Here is a 19,012-nt window from a genome sequence, read left to right as displayed (position 1 = left end):
TCCACCATGACCGACACCAATATGGAAGAAGCCTCCGCACGATTGAGCGCCCTGCAAACCCAGCAGGAACTTGCGACCCAATCGCTGACGATTGCCAACGAAGCTCCGGGCACATTGCTCCAGCTCTTCCGCTAAATAGCCTTTTGACCGGGGCGCCTGCCAGTGCCCCGGTCCCTACGTCTCTGAGAATCAGTGAATAACAAAACGTTAGGATAACACGTGAATGCCCTTCTAAAGGCGAAGAGCGCCTACGCGGCGGCAAAAGCCCCGACCCGCACGGCTCGGAACACTGAGTATGAGATCCTTGCACGTATCACGCATCGCATGATCGCGGCAGACAAAAAGGGTCCCGATGGCTTTAAGGAGCTCGTTGCGGCGGTTTCCGACAACCGCAAGCTTTGGACACTCTTCACTTCGGATCTGGCCAAGGAAGGCAACAAACTGCCGACCGAATTGAAACAACGTCTGTTTCATCTGGCCCGCTTCACGCGTGAGCACAGTAGCAAAGTCCTGGCCCGCAAGGCCAAGATTCAGCCACTGGTGGAAATCAACACGGCCATCATGCGTGGCCTTAGAAGCGGAGCGTCCTGAATATGAGTGGATTGGTCCTGAAACTTGCGCCCAAAGAGCGCGTTTTGGTCAATGGAGCGGTGATTGAGAATGGTGATCGCCGCAGTCGCTTGTCGATCGTAACACCCGATGCAAATATTTTGCGTCTGCGTGATGCGATCCATCCCGAACAAGCAAATACGCCGGTACGCCGGGTGTGCTATGCTGCACAGCTGGTTCTCTCCGGCGATGTCGATCCCGAAGAAGATCGTCTGCCGATGCTGCGCCGCATCGAAGAACTGAGCCAGGTCTTTACCGACCCGGACAGTCGTGCGGCCCTGTCGGAAGCCACCGAAGCGGTGATCGCAAACAACCACTATCGCTGCCTCAAGGCATTGCGCGCCTTGCTGCCGCGAGAGGAGCGGCTCATGGCTGTCAGATCGCAATGACGTACACACCCCTCATTCCATCCACAGGGGTCGCGGGGTGGAACTTTTTGCAATCGACCTATGACCGGCAATATGAAGCCTTCATTCAAGCCGGTCAGCTCAAGAGTGACAGTGAATACTTTGCCGAGAATATCGGCAACGTAAACTCCACCGATGACCTTCTCAACGACCGCCGCCTTCTTCAGGTGGCGGTCAAGGCATTTGGTCTGGAAGAAGAAATCAACTACCGCGCGCTGCTTCAGCGTACGCTGAATGAAGGCACCTCGGCCAAGGACGCGGTCGCCAATACGATGAACGACGAACGCTACGTGAACTTTTCCGACGCGTTTGGATTTGGCCCCGGTCAGTCGCCGCTGACCAGCGATACAAAAGCGATGAAAGCGGTTCTCGATAAATTCCAGTCGGCCTCCTTTGAGGAAGCTGTGGGCGACGTCGATGAAACCATGCGCACCGCGCTATTCGCCAAACGCGCAATGCTGGAGGTGTTCGGCGAGCCGGACGAGGAAGACCTCTCGGTGCTAAGCGTCAAGGATCGCGCCCTCAAGGAATTCAACAAAGCCCTGGAAGAGATCAACGGCCCTGAAGATGATGCTCTGAGCGTCACATCAGCGCAAGACCAATGGGCAGACATCATCGAACGGGATGTCTTGACGGAGTTCTTCAACAGCGCATTGCGTATTCCCGCCTCTAGCGCCGGGCTGGAAGATGACGAACTGATCGACCTCTACCGCTCCCGGGCCAATGTCGTCTTTGGCAGCGATGACCCGACTGTTCTGTTTTCGAAGGACAACAGAGAGACAACCATCGGCGTATATAAATCTCGGGCGACAATTGATGGCGTTCCGGCGGAAGAGGTTACCCGAACCGCCACATTGGCAGGTAACGTGCTTGATCAGATGGTGTCCCGCGATGCCGCCCTGAACGAAGAATGGGATTTTATCTCCCGCCAGCAGCCACTGGCCGATTTTATGGACATCGCCTTGGGGCTCCCGGATGATATCGACCGTCGCGACACCAGTGAAGCCATGCGCATTTACCGGGAAAAAGCGATTGAGGCCTTTGGCACCGATGACCCAAACATTTTTGCCAATGGAAGCAATCTGGATGCCACCTTGGACGTCTTTCGCGAGAAGGCTGCGGAAACTGGCATGAGCAACAGCGAGATTTCCTCGACTCTGCGCACGGCTGAAACAATCCTCAAATTCTCTTACAGTGAAAAGACGAACACCGTGGAGGCCGATGCCGCCGCCAAAGCCGCCGAAGTGGATGCCGGATGGTATACCATCATGGGCCAAACCGGCGTTCCACGGTTCCTCAATACAGCGCTGGACGTGAATTCCGCCCTGGACGCCGGCGAGATTTTTTCGGACCTAACGCCCGACGAACAGCTGGAAATCTATAAAGAACAAGCCGTCGCTATCTTTGGCAGCGATGATCTGAGCAAGCTGACCAGCACCTACGAAATCGGGTCGCTGAAAGATGCCTATCGCACCAATGCCGAGGCCGCAGGCGAGAGCGAGTTCTTTATCACCTACTATGCGCAGATCGCTGAACGTGAGCTGAACACCCTGTTCCAAAGCGACGAAACAGACACTGAAGCAGAGTTCGAAAAGGCGCTCGAAAAGCTGCGGAGCATGAACGACGATGATGAGGGTCCATCTGCCAATTCGGAATGGTTCACCATCATGGGGCAACAGGCCATGACCGACTTTATGCAAGTAGCGCTCGGATTGCCAAAAGAAGTCGGCCAGATGGATGTCGACCGGGCCGTCGAAGTCTATAAACGCAAATCAATACAAGTGCTTGGGACGGACAAGCCTTCTGAGTTCATTGCTCAGGGCAAGATGGATGACCTGGTCAACCTCTACCTGACCCGTTCACAGCTGAATAGCAGGAGCAGCGGCTTCAGCTCGGGAAATGCTGCGCTGATGATGCTGCGCGGCTAACGTCAAAACCGTCGGAAATATAAAGCGCGCCGAGGGTCACCTCGGCGCGCTTTTTTATGTCTGCGATGGCTGGATCCCCTGAACCAAGCCTGCCCTCAGAGGGAAATTTGCGACGTATTATCGCCCCTTGCCCGCTCTGCGCAAAAGCAGCGCCAATCTGTTGAAGCTTCCCTTGATACCATCCGCCTCTGCGCGCCCGAAAAACGCGTCCAGCTCAGGCCAGACTTTCACCGCCTGGTCGAGAACCAGGTCGTTGCCCTCCGAATAAAGGCCCGCGCGGATCATCACCTCGGACTGCTCATAGGCGCCAAGGAATTTCCGCACCGCGAGAATCATCTCGTTTTCATCCGCCGTCGCCGCCGCGGGCAAGCAACGGGACACGGAGCGCGACACATCAATCGCAGGGAATCGCCCCCGTTCGGCGATTTCGCGGTTCAGCACGATGTGCCCATCGAGAACCCCGCGCAAAATATCCGCAATCGGCTCATCCATATCGGAGCCGGCAACCAACACGCTGAACACCGCCGTGATGTCGCCCTGCCCCTCGGAGCCCGGCCCCGCGCGCTCGCACAGGCCGGTGATCAGCGGCGTCACCGATGGCGGATAGCCCCGCAATGCCGGGGCCTCACCGGACGCAACCGCGATTTCACGATGTGCTTCGGCAAATCGGGTCACCGAGTCGGCCATAAACAGCACATTCAGCCCCTGATCACGAAAATGTTCCGCCACCGTCATCGCGGCCCAGGCACAGCGACGCCGGACCAGCGCGGATTGGTCCGATGTGGCGGCAACCACGATCGCACGTTTCATCCCCTCAGGGCCCAGCACCTCCTTGACGAAGTGATTCACCTCCCGCCCCCGTTCGCCAATCAGCGCCATGACGACCACATCTGCCTCCATGTTTTGGGCAAGCTGCGCCATCAGGGTGGATTTACCCACCCCGGAGCCGGCAAAGAGGCCAACCCGCTGGCCGGTGACAATGGGAAGCACCGTATTGAGGATGGAGAGCCCGGTAGAGACCCGCTGGCCCATGCCGCGGCGTGCAGCGGCCTTGGGGGGACTCGCCATCAGGTCCCGGCTGTCTACGCCGCGCATCATAGGCTTGCCGTCCAAGGGTTCACCGAACGGATCAATCAAACGTCCGATCCAGCTGTTATCAGGGGCAAAATCCGGCGTCGGGAACAGTAGGACCGTATCGCCGATAGAGGCACGCTCAGGCGCCGTATCCGGCAGCATGCGGATGTGGCCGTCGCTGATGGCAAGAACCTCGCCGTGCAGGTCATCATTCTTTCCACGCCGCAGGACCAACCTGTCGCCGATCCGCGCCTGGCTTTCCAACCCGGAGACTTCGATCTCGCCACCGGATATTCGGGTGACACGTCCCATCGGGGCCGAAAGACGCGTATTGGCCAGTTGCTGGCTGAGCGCTTGGATCGATTTCAACATTTGTGGGTTCTCCAACATTCCTCTGAAAACAATTTCTAAAGGAATCAGGGTTAAGCCTTGATTGAAATTGATCGAGGGAGAAGCCCCGGTGTTCGAAAGACTGAATGTTTTTAATATCGCCTATTCCATGGCGACTCATGCGGGTAAGCGCCAGGCGCTTATCTCGGAAAATATGGCGAATGCTGATACCCCCGGGTATCACGCCAAGGATATCAAACCCTTCAAGGAAGTGTTTGCTGCCGGTGCGACGCAGGGCGACATGGTCGCCACGCGCGGGTCGCATCTGAACAGCGGCGACGGGTTGAACTGGGCCATCACGACTGACGATTCGGCCCTGGATCCAAATGATAACTCCGTTTCGATCGAGGAACAGATCCTCAAGGGCGTAGAGGCCAAGCGGCAGCATGACCGTGCTTTGGCGATCTACCGTTCATCCATGAACATTCTGCGCGCCAGCCTTGGCCGTAGTTGAACAGGAGACGAGACATGAGTGACTTTGCAAATTCTTTGAGCGTAACCTCCAGTGGCCTCCGGGCGCAGGCCGCGCGCCTGAAACACCTGTCGGAGAATATTTCCAACGCCGATACACCTGGCTACCGACGCAAGAATGTGTCGTTCCAGGCGGTGCGGGATCTGGATTCCGACGTGAGCCAGGTCAAGGTCGGCCGGGTGACACTGGACCAAACCGAGCTTGAAGATGTTTACGATCCCTCCCACCCGCTGGCCGATGAAACCGGCCACTACGAGGGATCCAACGTCGATCTGATGATCGAAATCGCGGACGCGCGCGAAGCGCAGCGTACCTACGAGGCAAACCTGAAAATGTTCGATCAGACCCGGCAAATGTCGGCCTCTCTGATGGAATTGTTGCGCCGCTAACCTGAAACGAATGGAGATCCAGAATGGATATTCGTGCTATCAACGCCACCTCCGGCTATGCCGCCGCCCGCCCTGCAACAAAGGTGGATCCGCAATATACGCCCGGTTCCTTCCAGGAACAGGCCAAGACCAGCTTTGAGGACTTTACCAACACGCTGGCCAACAGCGAACAGGTCTCTGTCCAGGCCATGACCGGCGATGCAGATCCTCACGCCCTGGTCCAGGCCCTGGCGCAAACCGAGCTGGCCGTCGAAACGGCTGTGACCGTGCGCAACAAGGTTGTTGAAGCCTATCAGGAAATCCTGCGGATGCCGGTCTAAGCCATGATGACCGAGGGCGTATTTTACGACACCCTGCGTCAGGCCATCCTGACTGCGATCACAATGTCATTGCCCATTCTGATCGCAGCGCTGGTCATTGGCCTGACCGTCGGCTTGTTTCAGGCACTCACGTCCATTCAGGAAATGACGCTGACGTTTGTGCCAAAGCTGGCCGGAATTCTTGTCGTATTCTGGCTGACCATGGGGGTGATGACGCAGACGCTCGTCGCTTTCTTTGATGGTCGGATCATTCCTCTCATACAAGGAGGCGGATTTTAATGGGAAGCATCGGCTACACAACTCTGTCGCGCCAGTCCGGCCTGCTGAAGGAAATGCAGGTCGTGGCGAACAATATCGCGAACTCCTCGACCACGGGGTATCGGTCCGAAGGGCTGATCTTTTCGGAATATGTGAAATCTGCGCCCGGTCAGGAAAGCCTCTCCATGGGGCGGGCGAACATCCGAAACACCTCGCTGGAGCAAGGCACACTGAGCCAGACAAACGGCTCGCTTGATCTGGCGATCGAGGGCGACGGGTTCTTTATGGTGGAAACGCCTGCGGGCAATCGGCTGACTCGTGGCGGTAACTTCAGCTCCAACGCCGCCGGCGATCTGGTGACCGCTGACGGGCACCGGGTTCTCGATGCCGGTCAGGCACCGGTCTTTATTCCCGGCGATGCCCGCAGCATCGCTTTCGGCGCGGATGGCACATTGAGCGCGGATGGCCAGCAGATCGGCCAGATCGGCGTGTTCCTCCCCGAAGAAGGGGCCCAGATCCTGCGCGAAGATGGAGTCATGTTCCGCGTCGAGGGCGAGACCGTGGCCGCCCCGGATGCCAAGGTCCTGCAAGGGTTTCTGGAAGGATCCAACGTCAATACGATTCACCAACTGGCCCGCATGATCGAGGTGCAACGCGCCTATGAAATGGGCCAGAGCTTTCTCGACAACGAAGACAAGCGCATCCGTGCCGCTGTCGACAACCTGATGAAATCATAGGAGAGACTCATGCGTGCACTCAAGATCGCCGCCACCGGGATGAGCGCGCAACAGCTGCGCGTCGAAACCATCTCCAACAACCTCGCCAACATGAACACCACCGCCTATAATGCGCGGCGGGCGGAATTCGCTGACCTGCATTACCAGCAGGTCTCCCGCGCCGGGACCGTCAATGCGTCTGATGGCACGGTGCTGCCGACAGGTGTGCAGGTTGGTCTCGGGGTGCGGACCTCTGCCGTTTCGATTTACCTGAACCAAGGCGCGCTATCGCAGACCGGCAACGATCTGGACTTCGCGATTGATGGCAACGGGTATTTTGAGGTGACCCTGCCCTCCGGCGACACCGCCTATACCCGCGACGGGTCGTTCAAACGCTCCGCCGAAGGTCTGGTCGTGACCAATGATGGCTACCCCGTATCGCCGGAAATCACCGTTCCCGACGATGTCACCTCGCTGTCCGCAAACGCCCAAGGTGAACTTTATGCCTATTTTGACGATAGCATCGAGGCGCAGCTTCTGGGGCAGTTCACTGTCTCCGGTTTCACGAACGCCAAAGGTCTGGAAGCGATCGGAAGCAACCTGTTCAAGCAGACCGAAGCCTCTGGCCAGCCGGTGACCTCCGATCCCGGCAGCGATGGGCTTGGCACCTTGCGGCAGGGCTATCTGGAGGACAGCTCCGTCGATGCGGTTCGCGAAATCACTGAACTGATCGAAGCCCAGCGCGGCTACGAGATGAACTCCAAAGTGATTTCCGCCGTTGATCAGATGATGTCGGCAACCACACAGGTACGGTAAATGAAACTCCTGCTCGCCCTCGTCGGATTGCTTTGCGCCCAGTCTGCACTGGCCGATATCCTCGTGCCGGTTCGCACAATCCGGGCCAAGGAAATCATCAGTGCCGAAGATCTGATGTTCAAGAACACTCAGTCTCCAGGCGCGTTGAGCAATCCACAAGAGGTGATCGGACAGGAAGCCCGTATCGCGCTTTATGCAAGCCGCCCCATTCACCCCGGCGACATCGGCCCTCCGGCCATCGTGGATCGGAACGACATGGTGAAACTGGTGTTCAGCCAGGGCGGACTAGAGATCACAACAGAAGGCCGCTCACTCGGCCGCGGCGCGGAAGGAGAATACATCCGCGTCATGAACCTGTCCTCGCGCACCACGGTCACTGGCCGGATCAGGGCGGACGGAAATATCGAGGTAAATTGATGAAACTCACACTCGTAGCAAAATGTGCCGTTCTTGGTCTTGGGCTCCTCAGTGGCTGCGCCCGGATGGACCATATCGGCAAACCGCCCAGCTTCACGCCGGCCAATGAAACCGACGAACATGTCGCCATGCTGTATCAGGGCTTGCCCCTGACCTCGCAGACGCAGCGTGCGGTGGATCACTCCTCGCTTTGGAGCGGGTCACGCCAGTCCCTGCTCGGGGACCGGCGCGCCACCAAAAAAGGCGATATCCTGACAGTGGTCATCGAAATCGACGAAAAAGCCTCGATTTCCAATGAAACGGATCGCTCGCGCAGCTCGTCGGAGAGCATGAAACTGCCGCAGCTTCTTGGCTTGCCGCAACGATTGGACAACGAATTGCCCACCGGTGCATCCAGTGCGGATCTTGTTGATCTGGGCAGCTCCTCCTCCTCTGGGGGCAGCGGCTCTGTTGCGCGCAGCGAAAAACTGGAACTGCGCGTCGCCGCCACGGTGGTGGATGTGTTGCCCAATGGGGTTCTGGCGATCAGCGGCTCGCAGGAATTGCGGGTAAACTTCGAATTGCGCGAACTTTTGGTCTCCGGCTATGTCCGCCCGGATGATATCAGTCGTCAGAACGAGGTCACATACGACAAGATCGCCTCTGCGCGTGTGTCCTACGGCGGTCGCGGACAGATCACCGACGTGCAACAACCCCGCTATGGCCAACAGGTCCTGGATGCAATCCTTCCCTTCTGAGGTACTGAGATGTTGTCGAAATTACTCCCTATTCTCATGCTCTTGATCGGAGTCGGCGGCGGGATCGGTGCGGGCATCATGCTCGCACCACCTCCTGCCGAGGAACACGACGCCATGACCGCCGAAGAGGGCGCCGACCATGGTGACGGCCATGGCGAAGAAATGGCTGAGGATGCCGGACACGATGAAGATGGGCACAGCGATGACGAACACGCAATCCCCAACGACTTCATCAAGATCAGCAACCAGTTCGTGATCCCGGTTGTCGAGCGCGATCAGCTCACCTCGATGGTGGTGGTTTCGCTGAGCCTCGAAACCAAACCCGGACTGGCCGAAAAAGTGCATTCTTTTGAACCCAAACTGCGGGATGTGTTTTTGCGGGTTCTCTTTGATCACGCCAACATGGGTGGGTTTCGAGGTGCCTTTACCCGATCCGAAGTGCTCGACCCGCTTCGCACGTCGCTGCGCGAAGAAGGCAGGCGTTTTCTTGGCAAGGATCTGGTGGATGTCCTCATTCTGGACATCACCCGTCAGGATGTCTGATCTCACGCGGCGGCAATGGCGCCAACACCATTGCCGTCAGCACAGTTGCAATGCATCCCTGTCTGGCGCAACGCAAAAGCAACGGAAAACCGTCAGCGCCTTCGGCGTCCGAACGCAGAAGCCCTCGTCTTGGTTAACGATTCTTCAACCATCATCGCAGCACGATGATGGTGGGAGGACGCGCCATGGGACGCTCCGGTCATTTTGAAGAGCAGATGTTGCCCCTGTTTGGTGATCGCCTCGCCGGCACGGCAGAGGAGGACGAAGCCACCGCAGCACCAATGCCGCAGGGGCGATTGCCCTCCTACATCAAGGATCACCGTGCGCGCCTGCGGGAGCGGTTCATGCAGGGCGGGGCCGCGGCGATGCCGGATTATGAGCTCCTGGAGCTGATCCTGTTTCGCTCCATCCCGCGCAAGGATGTCAAACCGATTGCCCGCAAGCTCCTTGATCAGTTCGGCGATCTGAACCGGGTTGTGACCGCCTCCCCTGAACGTCTGGCCAGGGTCTCTGGCATTGGCGAGGCGGTGATTTGCGACCTCAAGATCCTGGAGGCCACCGCCCAGCGCATGGCACGCTCCAAGATCATGCAGCGCCCGGTCATATCGGGGTGGGATGTGCTGTTGGACTACTGCCATACCGCCATGGCCCATCGTGATACGGAACAGTTTCGCGTGCTCTACCTTGATCGCAAGAACGTCCTCATCGCCGACGAGGAACAGGCGCGCGGCACCGTCGATCACGTGCCGGTCTATCCGCGCGAGGTTGCCAAGCGGGCGCTGGAACTCAACGCAAGCGCCCTGATCCTGGTGCACAACCACCCCTCGGGCGACCCGACGCCGTCGCAGGCCGATATCGCAATGACCCGCAAGGTGGAGGCCGCCGTGGAGGCGCTTGGCATTGCGCTCCACGATCACCTGATTATTGGCGCCTCTGACGAGCTGTCCTTTCGCTCCGAGGGCTTGCTCTGACCTCTCAAAGCGTCCGGCGCAGCACCCCAGCGGCGGGCAGCACGCCAACCTCGGTTTCCACCGGCTCTGCGCGATGGTTGAACCAGAACTCCTCCGTCGCAGTGCGGCGGGTGCGCACCCCCTCCGGCATTTTACGCATCACCAGACCCGCCGCCTTGCCCAAATCGGCGATCAGCCGATCCAGGCCGGGACCATCCAGCCAGCCGCCGCAATAGGTCTGCCGCCCTGCCCGGAGCGCCACCGGTAAACCCGCCTCGGTTTGCAAGACAACCTCAGCCTGACCTTCCAGCACCTCAAGATAGCCGACCACCGCGCCGCCTCCCTCCAGCGTCACCGGCATATCGGGGCGCAGGCTTTCCACCCGCGCAACCTGCACATCCAGGCCGGTGAGTGCCGGCGGCAACGGGGAGGTCGGAATGCTGAAATGCCCATCGCGCGCGCCGCTGCGCGGCCCATACAGAACCTGTGCATCACTCTCGGCCAGCGCGGATTTCAGATCCTGCGGCATATGCATCATTCCCGGCGCAAGAACCAAGCTGTAGCCGGAAAAATCCCGCGTGGTGGGCGGCAGAATATCAATGGTCAGCCCCGCCCGACGCAGCGCCTTATAGTGATCGAGGATCAAAGAGAAATAGCTCAGTCCCGCGCCGTGAGGCTGCGTCGACCAGGCCCAATCGGCGTCGTAATCAAACAGGATCGCGACCGGTGCCTGCGCGGGCTGCACCTCGGGCGCCTGCACCAATTCCTCGGCCACTTGCCGCGCCTCAACGATGGCAGGGGCCTCCGCGCTGTCAGAGCGCAGCATCCCCGCATGCATCTGCTCTTGCGCAAAGGGCGCTTGCCGCCAGCGGAAGTAGCAGACCGCCTCGGCACCGTGGGCAAAGGCTTCCCAGCTCCAGAGGCGCACCATGCCCGGCAGGGGCGCGGGATTGTAGGGCGCCCAGTTCACCGGCCCGGGTTGCTGTTCCATCACCCACCATCGCCCGCGCCCCACGGCACGGTAGAGATCATGATGCAGGGCCTGGAAATCCGGATCGCCCTGGCGCGCATAGGCGCGTTGATCCTCGGGCGTGGCGCCCACCCGGTCTTCGAGAAAGCCCAGCGGGTAGCTGTCCCAGCTGGAAATCTCCAGATCCTCGCCCAGCTTGAAGTGATCAAAATCCGTGACCCGCCCCATATAGTTATGGGCAATCGGCGCATCGGAATATTCCTTGATGATCTCCACCTGCGCCCTGTTGAAGGCCACCACCTGATCAGAACTGAACCGTTTGAAGGCCAGAACATGCGCCGGGTTTGCTTCTGTCACCGTAAGGTTCGGCAGGTCGACCTCCGCAAAATCGCGATACTCCATCGACCAGAACACATTGCCCCAAGCGAGGTTCAGCGCCTGAATATCGTCGCCAAACTGCACCCGAAGCCAGTCCCGAAAGGCCACGCGCGCCGAATCGGAATAGCTAATGGTGGTGTCATGACAGCCATATTCATTGTCCGTCTGCCAGGCGGCCACATGAGGGTTGGCGCCGTAGCGTTCGGCGATCTTGCGGGTGATCCGCTGGCTCTCGGCGAAATAGCCCTTGTGGCTGAAACAATAGTGCCGCCGCGACCCAAAGCCCCGGGCGCGTCCCTCAGCATCGCAGGCAAACATATCCGGGTGACGCGCCACCATCCAGCGGGGCGGCGTGGCGGTTGGGGTGCCCAATACCAGTTTCAGCCCCTTTGCACCCAGCGTTTCAATCGCCTTGTCGAGCCAGCTCCAGTCGAACTCCCCCGGGTTCGGTTCGATCTTGGACCAGGCGAATTCGCCGATCCGCACCCAGGTCAGGCCCGCATCGGCCATGCGCGAGGTGTCGTCTTGCCAGATGTCCTGAGGCCAATGCTCCGGGTAGTAGCAGGTGCCCAATGTACGTTTCATAGTGGCCTCACAGAATGACCGGGTGTTCGCGCTGGCCGACGGCCACGCCTGCGATGGCAAATGTCTGCCCCGCAGGCGCGGGCAGGTCGCCAACCGCCGCTGTCGTCACAAAAAGCGTCTCAAGGGTCTCGCCGCCAAAAGCGGGGCAAGAGGTTTGCGGCGTCGGCAGAGAAACAGTCTCTAACAAGGCACCTTTGGGCGAATAGCAGGCAACGCGCCCCGCCCCCCATTGCGCGTTCCAGAGGTTACCGGCGGCATCGACGACCGCCCCATCGGGGCCGAACTCCTCTGCGCTGAGATCGACGAAAACCTCTGCCTGCCCCTCGGGCCAGCCGTCGGCCGCGGCAAGAGGCTGGCGCATGATCTTTCCATCCGCCGTATCGGTATAATAGGCGCAGCTCTTGTCCGGCGCGAAGCAAATCGCGTTGGAGATCGTCACATCGGGAACCACCACCCGCAGCTCACCCCGGAAGTAGCGGTAAATCGCCCCCGCGCCGGGCTCTGCGTCAAAGCCCATGGTGCCGATCCAGAACCCGCCCCAAGGATCCGCGCGCCCGTCGTTGGAGCGGGTCACGGGGTTGTCTGCCTCCAGCGGGCAGAGCAGATCGCGCGCCCCGGTCTTCAGGTCAAACCGCCAGAGGCCGGTTTCGCTCGCCATGATCAGACTGTCCTGATCCACCCATCCGGCGGCGGACACGCATTCGTCAAACTGCCAAATGCGTTCGTTGCCGTCCTCGACCGTCAACAGTCGCTTGCCAAGGATATCGAACCAAAAGAACTGCTGGCGGAGCGGGTGCCACAAGGCGCCCTCTCCCAGTTCACACCGCGTGTTGCTGAACACCTCCGGGCTGCTCATGATGTCACCTCGTCATAGGCTGCGACCATGTCTTTGGCCCGTGCAGCGATCTCGGCCGTGCTGAAACCGGGTTTGTAGAGGTTCGAGCCAACGCCAAACCCGGTGATGCCAGCCGCGATCCAATCGGCGAAATTCTCGGGCCCAACGCCGCCAACCGCAAAGGTCTGGGTTTCCGCGGGCAACACCGCCTTGAGCGCCTTGAACCCATCAATGCCCAGCTTGAAGGCCGGAAAGAACTTGAGCCCATCGGCCCCGGCGCGCAGCGCGGCAAAGGCTTCGGTCGGGGTGAACACTCCGGGATAGGAACGCATGCCGGCGGCCTTGGTCGCGGCTATGACCTGTGGATTGCAATCGGGCGAGACCACCATGCCCGCACCGATGTCTTGCAGCCGCTGCACGGCCTCGGTGTCCAACACGGTTCCCGCCCCAATGAGACCCCGCGCACCGGCATGAGAAACCATAGTCGCGATGCTCTCAAACGGCTGGGGCGAGTTCAGCGGCACCTCGATCCGGGTGATCCCCGCGTCAAGCAGCGCGTCCGTAACCGGCAGCGCCTCATCCGGCGTCAGCCCTCGCAGAATTGCGATAATATTCCGGCTCATCTTCTGATCCTCATCACATTTGTTTTCGAGCGGCGCAAAGCCCCGCAAGCGTCACCGCCTCGGCATCCATCACCTGCGCGACCACGCCCTGGGTGCCCAGAGCCGCCGCATAGGCGCCTGCGATCTCATCTTCGCCGACAATCACGACGCTGCGGTCCTGCCACTGCGCGCGCATTGCCTCGATCTCCATCCCCAGCACATAGCCCGAGGCCCGGGAGCGCGCGATCACCGGATCAAGATCCTTCAGCAAGCCTTCTGCGCGCAGGCTGAACAGCATATTCGCAAACGCATGCGGGCGTTCGATCACGTCAAGGCAACTGGCCTCGAATGTGGCTCTATCCCAGCCTTTTGGAGCCAAACTATGCCGCAGGACCGAGTGTTTGCTCAGCAATTGAAACAGCTCTCCGGTCAAGAACGTGGCGAAGCGCTGGATTTCTCCGGCTTGAACAGACACCCATTTGGTATGTGTGCCGGGCAGGCAGATCACCCCATCCAGCTGCGGCTTGAGCGCCAAGGCACCGGCGATCTGGGTTTCCTCACCGCGCATCACATCGGCCGGCTCCATTTGCTTTACGCCCGGAAGAATATGCACCGCAAGGCGGCTATCACCACAGGGAGCCCGCGTTGCCTGCGCAAAAGAGGGCGGCGGACAGGGGGTTTCGGCATAGGGGGCTTCGATCCATCCCTGACGCGATCCCGCCATGCCGCAACAGAGCACATCCAAGACCCTGTCAGGTGATAAATAAGGCTCTAACAAGGGGATTAATGCCGCTTCAAAGCCTTGACGTTCGAGCGTTCCCATACCCCTGTCCGAGTCGATGCGACACAGGGGACGGTTGTCTGCCGCCATCGGCCACAAACGCAGATGCGAGGTACCCCAATCCGCCGCGACCCAGGCTGCTTTGGTGTCCGCGTCCTCCGTCATCCCGACACCACGACCCCGCCATCGACCACCAGCGACTGGCCCGTGACCATACGGCTGGCCTTGGACGCAAGGAACAGAGTTGATTCAACAATGTCCTGCGGCGCCAGATGGTCGGTCAGGCATTGCCGGTCCAGATGCGCCGCGAGGCTCTCTGGCGTGGCCCATTTGTCCATCTGTTTTTGGGTCAGAACCCAGCCGGGCGCCAACGCATTGACGCGGATACGGTCCGGGCCAAACTCGCGCGCAAGGCTGCGGGTCAGCCCGTTGATACCGGAATTTGCGCTCGTATAGGCCGGATAGCCACTGTTGCCCATCATGTAGCTGATCGAGGTGAAATTCACGATCGCGCCGCCACCCAGCGCCTGCATGCCCGGAATAACCGCTTGGCAGGCAAAGAAATACGCCTTGATGTTGATCGCTTGCGACCAGTCCCAGAAGGCTTCGTCCACCTCCAGCGTGGCATGGCGCTGATCATTGGCGGCGTTATTCACCAGCACCGAGATCGGCCCGTTGGTCGCTGCTGCCTGTGCAATTGCCGCCTGCAAGGCAGCCGTATCGGTGATGTCACATTGCAAGAACAGCGGGCGGTTCCCGGTCTGTGCTTCCATCTGATCGACAAAATCCGACGCATCCGAACGACCGACAAAACTGACCTTGGCCCCCTGTTGCAAGAAGCCCTCGGTCAGCGCGGCCCCGATGCCCGAGCCACCGCCGGTAATAAAGACAGAGGCGCCGTCGAGATCATGAAACGTTGCGTTTAAATCCATAGCAGTCGCTTTCTTTCGTTACGTTCCCAAAGGGCCGTTGATCATAATTTGTGCCCCTCGACGACCCAGATCGTTTCGGGAAATTGCCAGGGCAGGGTCAGCCCCTGCTGCATCAAGACCTCGCCGCTCAGTGTTAGCGGGCCTTGTTTTATCGCGGTGGTGCCGCGCGACAGGTGATGCAGCTCGTCGCGGTTGACCAGATCAACCCGGTAGAGCGCCTGCGGATCCAAGCCGGTCAGGCGCAGGGGGCGCGGCATGATTTGGCTTGCCGCACGCTGCTTGCCCGCAAAGACCACAAACCGCGATCCATCCGCCGCCAGTTGCTGTTCGGCGATCACGCTCGGGTCAGCGCTGTCGAGCCGCAGGATATCCGCCGCCAGCCGCCAATCGCGGTTTTGTTTCCACCAGGTGGTGACCCGGCGCAGCACCTCGGCCTCGTCTTCGGTCAGCTCGCGCGGGTCCATCTCGAACCCCATATGCCGCTGCGCTGCCACCCAAGCGCGCATCCGAATGTCCAAGGTCCGCCCGGAGGTATGGCAGCTGCGTGGCCCGACATGCGATCCGGTCACCGCCATGGGCAACAGCAGCGCCGCATCATGCTGGATCCGCAACCGTTCCAGCGCATCATTGCTGTCGGAGAGCCAAACCCGCTGGGTATGGGCCAGAATGCCCGCATCAATCCGCCCTCCGCCCGAGGCGCAGCTTTCGATCTCCACCTGCGGGAAGGCACTGCGAAGATCCTGCAACAGCGCATAGACGCCTTCTGCCTGCGCCGCATCCGCGATGGGGAGCAAGCGGTTGTGATCCCATTTCAGGTAATCAATGCGGTTCTCGCGCAGGATCGCTGCGAGCTTCTGGAACAGATGCTCCCGCACCTCATCGCGCGACAGATCCAGCACCCGCTGCTGGCGCCCTTCGATCTGATCCACCGGCCCGAGGATCCAGTCGGGATGCGCCCGAGCCAGATCACTGTCGAGGTTCACCATCTCCGGTTCAACCCAAAGGCCAAATGTCATGCCAAGGCTTTCGACATGCTCAATCAGCGGTGTCAGCCCATCGGGCCATTTGCGCCGGTCAATGTCCCAATCCCCGAGGGAGGAGGTGTCATCGTCGCGCTTGCCGAACCAACCATCATCCAGCACGAAACGCTCCGCGCCGAGCTGCGCCGCGCGCGCCGCAATCTCGCGCAGAACGGTGAGGTCATGTTTGAAATAGACCGCCTCCCAGCAGTTATAATGCACCGGGCGCGGCGTCTCGGGCTTGGGCCAGACCACCACATGATCGCGCAGCAGGCGCTGAAAGGCGACCGCACAGCCGTTGAACCCTCGTTGCGACACCGCCAGATAGAGCGGCGCGCTGCGGAATGTGGTCCCTGCGGCTTGCGTCCCCGTGGCATGGCCCCATTGGATCTGCCGCCGCCCGGAGGGCAGCTCCTCGGCCAACATGACATGGCCACCGGACCAGCCATAGTGCATCGCAAAGACAGTCCCTTGGGTATTGCTTGCATGCGCTTCGGGGAAATAGGCCAAGGGCGGATGCTCATGCCCGGAACGGCCGGAACGTGCCTCGCGTTTGTGGATGCCGGCGCGCCAGGGCGTGTGTTCCACGTGGAACTCTCCGATCCAGCGACCGGAGAAATCCACGATCTCCTGCCCCATCTGCGGCCCCGGCACCACTGGCGCGGCGAGGTGATGCAGGGTGATCTCGGCATCCGAGGTCAATGTGGTCGAGGCCGCAATCGTTTCGCCCCGCACGTCAAAATCAAAGAACAGCGTCAACCCCAGCTCACGGTCCCGGCAGGTGAACTGCGCGCCATTGGTCTCTTCCAGCTTAAACCGCGGATAGAGCGCCACGCCCTCGCGGTAGGCCACCAGCCCCGGCTGCCCCTCAAAGGACAGCGAGGCCTCCGGGCAGAGCGACAGCGGCGGCAGCCTGTCGATCATCCCCCCCGTCACCTCCTGTTCAGTGGCACGGGCCAGTTCGGCCAGATCCGTCTCCGGGTGCAGCGCAGGCCCCCAGTAGAGCGCGCCGGGAAGACCGCCATCCGAAGACAGAACCAGCGTTTGACCCGGCGCATCGACCCGCCAGAACTGAAGCCTATCGCTCATTTCACCGCTCCAAGGGTCAAACCCGCAATAAAGTGCCGCTGCATCAGAAAGAACATCGCCACCGGCGGCAGCGCCGCCACGATCGAGCCTGCGCTCATCAGGTGATAGGCGGCGCGATATTGCGCGTTGAACGAGGTGATCCCCGCCGTCACCGGCTGGCTCTCGGCCCCTTGGGTCAGCACCACCGCCCAGAAATAATCGTTCCAGATGAAGGTGAAGATCAACACCGCCAACGCCGCGATCGCCGGCTTCATCAGCGGCAGCACCACATACCAGAAGATCCGCCACTCCGCGACGCCCTCCACCCGCGCGGCCTCGATCAGCTCAAACGGCAGGGCGCGGATGAAGTTGCGCATGAACAGCGTGCAAAACCCGGTCTGAAAGGCCACATGGAACAGCACCAGCCCCGTCTTGGTGTTGTAAAGCCCGAGATCCAGCGTCAAATCCCGAACCGGCACCATCAGGATCTGAAACGGCACAAAGTTCCCCGCCACGAACATGAAAAACAACAGAAGGTTGCCCCGGAACTTATACACGCCCAGCGCAAATCCGGTCATGCAGGACAAGGCCACCGCGCCGATCACCGTCGGCACCGTGATAAAGACCGAGTTCAGCAAGTAGCGCGGCATATCCGAGGCAAAGAACACCTTGCCGTAGTTTTCGAACCCTTTGAAGGCGGAGGGCCAGCCCCAGTAGTTGCCAGTGGTGAAATCCGCGTCCGGCTTGATGGAGAAGACCGCCACCGCGATCAGTGGCAGCAACCACAGCACCAGCGCCATCGGTATCAGCGCCTGATACGTGGCGGCCCAGGCGCGCGAGGATTTCTGGATCGGACGAGGAAACATCAGCGGCCGCCTTTCTCTTCTTGGTACATCGACCACAGGAAATAGCCGATAAACAGCAGCATAATCAGGAAGAGCACCACCGCGATGGCGGCACCGTAGCCCATGCGGAAACCGTATTCCGACAGCGCTTTTTCGAACATGTAGAACGACAGCACCCGCGAGGAGCCAAACGGTCCGCCATTGGTCATGATGGAGATCAGATCAAAAGAGCGCAGCGCCCCGATAATGGTCACGACAAAGGCAATAAAGGTCGCCGGCCGCAGCTGCGGGATGATCACATACCACAGCATTCTGAGCCCCTTGGCGCCATCCAGCCGCGCCGCCTCGACCTGCTCGGGGTCAACCGCGTTGAGGCCGGTCAGATAGAGGATCATGCAATAGGCCGTCTGCGGCCAAAGCCCGGCAGCGATAATGCCATAGGTGACCAGCGTGGGATCCCCCAGAACATTCAATGTACCAAAGCCAAAGAAACCAAGGATCTGATTCAACAGACCAAAGCTGGGATCATAAAACCAGCTGAACACCAGCCCCACGACCACCTGACTGATCACAAAAGGGAAGAAAAACAAAGACTTGTAAAGCCGTATTCCGATAACGTTCTGATTGAGAAACAACGCGATCGCCAGCCCCGCCGGAATCGCCAGAAGATAGAGAAACAGCCATTTGAAGTTGTTCCAGAGCGAGACCTCAAAGGCGCGGTCGTCCATCAGCTCTGTATAGTTTTCCAATCCCACATAGACCGGCTCCCCCAGCCCATCCCAGCGATAGAACGACAGATTGAAGCTCTGAATGACGGGAAAGATCACGTAGAACAGAAAGAACAGCACCCCGGGAAGAAGGAACAGAAAGGGCGCCATCGCCTGTCGGTTGCGGCGAATCCAGCTGGGCGCGCGCTCTGACTGCGGCATCAACCTGTCGGACATTGCTATTTCTCCCGGAACATCGGGCCC

The 19,012-nt window shown here is 60.0% G+C and carries 23 protein-coding genes; 14 read left to right on the top strand and 9 right to left on the bottom strand.

What is annotated here, in order from left to right; genetic code table 11:
* From HCZ87_RS00595 to HCZ87_RS00580, 4 genes are all read left to right on the top strand, one after another.
* Positions 1-135: flagellin (locus HCZ87_RS00595; protein WP_254868469.1), on the top strand; the 135-nt coding region annotated here is incomplete at its 5' end.
* Between the two features lie 84 nt (positions 136-219).
* On the top strand, positions 220-591 hold the full coding sequence (flaF, locus tag HCZ87_RS00590) for a flagellar biosynthesis regulator FlaF (protein WP_167641823.1): 372 nt from the start codon (positions 220-222) through the stop codon (positions 589-591).
* Positions 592-593: 2 nt separating this feature from the next.
* Positions 594-998 (top strand): flagellar biosynthesis repressor FlbT, encoded by a 405-nt coding sequence (gene flbT / locus HCZ87_RS00585; RefSeq protein WP_167641822.1) that lies wholly within the window; start codon positions 594-596, stop codon positions 996-998.
* A gap of 47 nt (positions 999-1,045) precedes the next feature.
* The gene (locus HCZ87_RS00580; protein ID WP_254868467.1) at positions 1,046-2,944 is read left to right on the top strand and encodes a DUF1217 domain-containing protein; all 1,899 of its coding nucleotides are present in this window, start codon (positions 1,046-1,048) and stop codon (positions 2,942-2,944) included.
* Positions 2,945-3,061: 117 nt separating this feature from the next.
* Here HCZ87_RS00580 and HCZ87_RS00575 read toward each other — a convergent pair whose 3' ends face one another.
* On the bottom strand, positions 3,062-4,390 hold the full coding sequence (locus tag HCZ87_RS00575; RefSeq protein WP_167641820.1) for a FliI/YscN family ATPase: 1,329 nt from the start codon (positions 4,388-4,390) through the stop codon (positions 3,062-3,064).
* A 61-nt stretch (positions 4,391-4,451) separates the two neighbouring features.
* Between HCZ87_RS00575 and HCZ87_RS00570 the strand changes: the two genes are divergently transcribed.
* The 10 genes from HCZ87_RS00570 to radC all read left to right on the top strand — a co-directional run bounded on the left by HCZ87_RS00570 (position 4,452) and on the right by radC (position 10,047).
* Entirely contained in the window at positions 4,452-4,862 is a 411-nt protein-coding gene (locus HCZ87_RS00570; protein ID WP_175582107.1) for a FlgB family protein, read from the top strand.
* A gap of 14 nt (positions 4,863-4,876) precedes the next feature.
* The gene (gene flgC / locus HCZ87_RS00565) at positions 4,877-5,269 is read left to right on the top strand and encodes a flagellar basal body rod protein FlgC (RefSeq protein WP_167641819.1); all 393 of its coding nucleotides are present in this window, start codon (positions 4,877-4,879) and stop codon (positions 5,267-5,269) included.
* Positions 5,270-5,292: 23 nt separating this feature from the next.
* Positions 5,293-5,589 (top strand): flagellar hook-basal body complex protein FliE, encoded by a 297-nt coding sequence (gene fliE, locus HCZ87_RS00560; RefSeq protein ID WP_167641818.1) that lies wholly within the window; start codon positions 5,293-5,295, stop codon positions 5,587-5,589.
* 3 nt (positions 5,590-5,592) lie between these two features.
* On the top strand, positions 5,593-5,868 hold the full coding sequence (locus tag HCZ87_RS00555) for a flagellar biosynthetic protein FliQ (RefSeq protein ID WP_167641817.1): 276 nt from the start codon (positions 5,593-5,595) through the stop codon (positions 5,866-5,868).
* Positions 5,868-6,584 (top strand): flagellar hook-basal body complex protein, encoded by a 717-nt coding sequence (locus tag HCZ87_RS00550; RefSeq protein ID WP_167641816.1) that lies wholly within the window; start codon positions 5,868-5,870, stop codon positions 6,582-6,584. The genes HCZ87_RS00555 and HCZ87_RS00550 overlap by 1 nt, the downstream gene beginning before the upstream one ends.
* 9 nt (positions 6,585-6,593) lie before the next feature.
* Positions 6,594-7,379 (top strand): flagellar basal-body rod protein FlgG, encoded by a 786-nt coding sequence (gene flgG / locus HCZ87_RS00545; RefSeq protein WP_167641815.1) that lies wholly within the window; start codon positions 6,594-6,596, stop codon positions 7,377-7,379.
* Complete coding sequence (flgA, locus tag HCZ87_RS00540) at positions 7,380-7,796, top strand: flagellar basal body P-ring formation chaperone FlgA (protein ID WP_167641814.1); 417 nt, start codon at positions 7,380-7,382, stop codon at positions 7,794-7,796.
* Entirely contained in the window at positions 7,796-8,533 is a 738-nt protein-coding gene (flgH, locus tag HCZ87_RS00535) for a flagellar basal body L-ring protein FlgH (protein WP_167641813.1), read from the top strand. Before flgA ends, flgH begins: the two co-directional genes overlap by 1 nt.
* Before the next feature lie 9 nt (positions 8,534-8,542).
* On the top strand, positions 8,543-9,076 hold the full coding sequence (locus HCZ87_RS00530; RefSeq protein WP_167641812.1) for a flagellar basal body-associated FliL family protein: 534 nt from the start codon (positions 8,543-8,545) through the stop codon (positions 9,074-9,076).
* Between the two features lie 185 nt (positions 9,077-9,261).
* The gene (gene radC / locus HCZ87_RS00525) at positions 9,262-10,047 is read left to right on the top strand and encodes a DNA repair protein RadC (protein ID WP_167641811.1); all 786 of its coding nucleotides are present in this window, start codon (positions 9,262-9,264) and stop codon (positions 10,045-10,047) included.
* A gap of 4 nt (positions 10,048-10,051) precedes the next feature.
* Here the strand turns inward: radC and HCZ87_RS00520 are convergent, their stop codons facing one another.
* Genes HCZ87_RS00520 through HCZ87_RS00485 form a run of 8 tightly spaced genes read right to left on the bottom strand, consistent with a single transcriptional unit; the run spans position 10,052 to position 18,985 of the window.
* On the bottom strand, positions 10,052-11,959 hold the full coding sequence (locus tag HCZ87_RS00520; RefSeq protein WP_167641810.1) for a beta-galactosidase: 1,908 nt from the start codon (positions 11,957-11,959) through the stop codon (positions 10,052-10,054).
* Between the two features lie 7 nt (positions 11,960-11,966).
* On the bottom strand, positions 11,967-12,815 hold the full coding sequence (locus HCZ87_RS00515; protein ID WP_167641809.1) for an SMP-30/gluconolactonase/LRE family protein: 849 nt from the start codon (positions 12,813-12,815) through the stop codon (positions 11,967-11,969).
* Positions 12,812-13,417 carry a 2-dehydro-3-deoxy-6-phosphogalactonate aldolase gene (locus HCZ87_RS00510; RefSeq protein ID WP_167641808.1) on the bottom strand — a complete coding sequence of 202 codons (606 nt, stop codon included), beginning with the start codon at positions 13,415-13,417 and terminating at the stop codon, positions 12,812-12,814. Before HCZ87_RS00510 ends, HCZ87_RS00515 begins: the two co-directional genes overlap by 4 nt.
* A 13-nt stretch (positions 13,418-13,430) precedes the next feature.
* Positions 13,431-14,342, bottom strand: coding sequence for a 2-dehydro-3-deoxygalactonokinase (locus HCZ87_RS00505; RefSeq protein WP_167641807.1), 912 nt, complete (start codon positions 14,340-14,342; stop codon positions 13,431-13,433).
* Positions 14,339-15,109 (bottom strand): SDR family NAD(P)-dependent oxidoreductase, encoded by a 771-nt coding sequence (locus tag HCZ87_RS00500; protein WP_167641806.1) that lies wholly within the window; start codon positions 15,107-15,109, stop codon positions 14,339-14,341. Before HCZ87_RS00500 ends, HCZ87_RS00505 begins: the two co-directional genes overlap by 4 nt.
* 41 nt (positions 15,110-15,150) lie before the next feature.
* Positions 15,151-17,217, bottom strand: a complete 2,067-nt coding sequence (locus tag HCZ87_RS00495) for an alpha-galactosidase (protein ID WP_167641805.1) — start codon at positions 17,215-17,217, stop codon at positions 15,151-15,153.
* Positions 17,214-18,062, bottom strand: coding sequence for a carbohydrate ABC transporter permease (locus HCZ87_RS00490; RefSeq protein ID WP_167641804.1), 849 nt, complete (start codon positions 18,060-18,062; stop codon positions 17,214-17,216). Before HCZ87_RS00490 ends, HCZ87_RS00495 begins: the two co-directional genes overlap by 4 nt.
* Positions 18,062-18,985, bottom strand: a complete 924-nt coding sequence (locus tag HCZ87_RS00485; protein ID WP_167641803.1) for a carbohydrate ABC transporter permease — start codon at positions 18,983-18,985, stop codon at positions 18,062-18,064. Before HCZ87_RS00485 ends, HCZ87_RS00490 begins: the two co-directional genes overlap by 1 nt.
* Positions 18,986-19,012 lie beyond the last annotated feature (27 nt).

This window comes from Phaeobacter sp. HF9A (assembly GCF_011806385.1).
Lineage (GTDB): Bacteria > Pseudomonadota > Alphaproteobacteria > Rhodobacterales > Rhodobacteraceae > Epibacterium.
Note: the sequence above shows the minus strand (reverse complement) of the source record. Positions and strands in the feature narration are given on the sequence as shown.

Excerpts from the sequence above, each read along its gene's own strand:
- flbT (WP_167641822.1), top strand. The coding sequence starts at position 594 with ATGAGTGGATTGGTCCTGAAACTTGCGCCCAAAGAGCGCGTTTTGGTC.
- HCZ87_RS00575 (WP_167641820.1), bottom strand. The coding sequence starts at position 4,390 with ATGTTGAAATCGATCCAAGCGCTCAGCCAGCAACTGGCCAATACGCGT.
- flgC (WP_167641819.1), top strand. The coding sequence starts at position 4,877 with ATGAGTGACTTTGCAAATTCTTTGAGCGTAACCTCCAGTGGCCTCCGG.
- fliE (WP_167641818.1), top strand. The coding sequence starts at position 5,293 with ATGGATATTCGTGCTATCAACGCCACCTCCGGCTATGCCGCCGCCCGC.
- HCZ87_RS00555 (WP_167641817.1), top strand. The coding sequence starts at position 5,593 with ATGATGACCGAGGGCGTATTTTACGACACCCTGCGTCAGGCCATCCTG.
- HCZ87_RS00550 (WP_167641816.1), top strand. The coding sequence starts at position 5,868 with ATGGGAAGCATCGGCTACACAACTCTGTCGCGCCAGTCCGGCCTGCTG.
- flgG (WP_167641815.1), top strand. The coding sequence starts at position 6,594 with ATGCGTGCACTCAAGATCGCCGCCACCGGGATGAGCGCGCAACAGCTG.
- flgA (WP_167641814.1), top strand. The coding sequence starts at position 7,380 with ATGAAACTCCTGCTCGCCCTCGTCGGATTGCTTTGCGCCCAGTCTGCA.
- flgH (WP_167641813.1), top strand. The coding sequence starts at position 7,796 with ATGAAACTCACACTCGTAGCAAAATGTGCCGTTCTTGGTCTTGGGCTC.
- HCZ87_RS00530 (WP_167641812.1), top strand. The coding sequence starts at position 8,543 with ATGTTGTCGAAATTACTCCCTATTCTCATGCTCTTGATCGGAGTCGGC.
- radC (WP_167641811.1), top strand. The coding sequence starts at position 9,262 with ATGGGACGCTCCGGTCATTTTGAAGAGCAGATGTTGCCCCTGTTTGGT.
- HCZ87_RS00520 (WP_167641810.1), bottom strand. The coding sequence starts at position 11,959 with ATGAAACGTACATTGGGCACCTGCTACTACCCGGAGCATTGGCCTCAG.
- HCZ87_RS00515 (WP_167641809.1), bottom strand. The coding sequence starts at position 12,815 with ATGAGCAGCCCGGAGGTGTTCAGCAACACGCGGTGTGAACTGGGAGAG.
- HCZ87_RS00510 (WP_167641808.1), bottom strand. The coding sequence starts at position 13,417 with ATGAGCCGGAATATTATCGCAATTCTGCGAGGGCTGACGCCGGATGAG.
- HCZ87_RS00505 (WP_167641807.1), bottom strand. The coding sequence starts at position 14,342 with ATGACGGAGGACGCGGACACCAAAGCAGCCTGGGTCGCGGCGGATTGG.
- HCZ87_RS00500 (WP_167641806.1), bottom strand. The coding sequence starts at position 15,109 with ATGGATTTAAACGCAACGTTTCATGATCTCGACGGCGCCTCTGTCTTT.
- HCZ87_RS00495 (WP_167641805.1), bottom strand. The coding sequence starts at position 17,217 with ATGAGCGATAGGCTTCAGTTCTGGCGGGTCGATGCGCCGGGTCAAACG.
- HCZ87_RS00490 (WP_167641804.1), bottom strand. The coding sequence starts at position 18,062 with ATGTTTCCTCGTCCGATCCAGAAATCCTCGCGCGCCTGGGCCGCCACG.
- HCZ87_RS00485 (WP_167641803.1), bottom strand. The coding sequence starts at position 18,985 with ATGTCCGACAGGTTGATGCCGCAGTCAGAGCGCGCGCCCAGCTGGATT.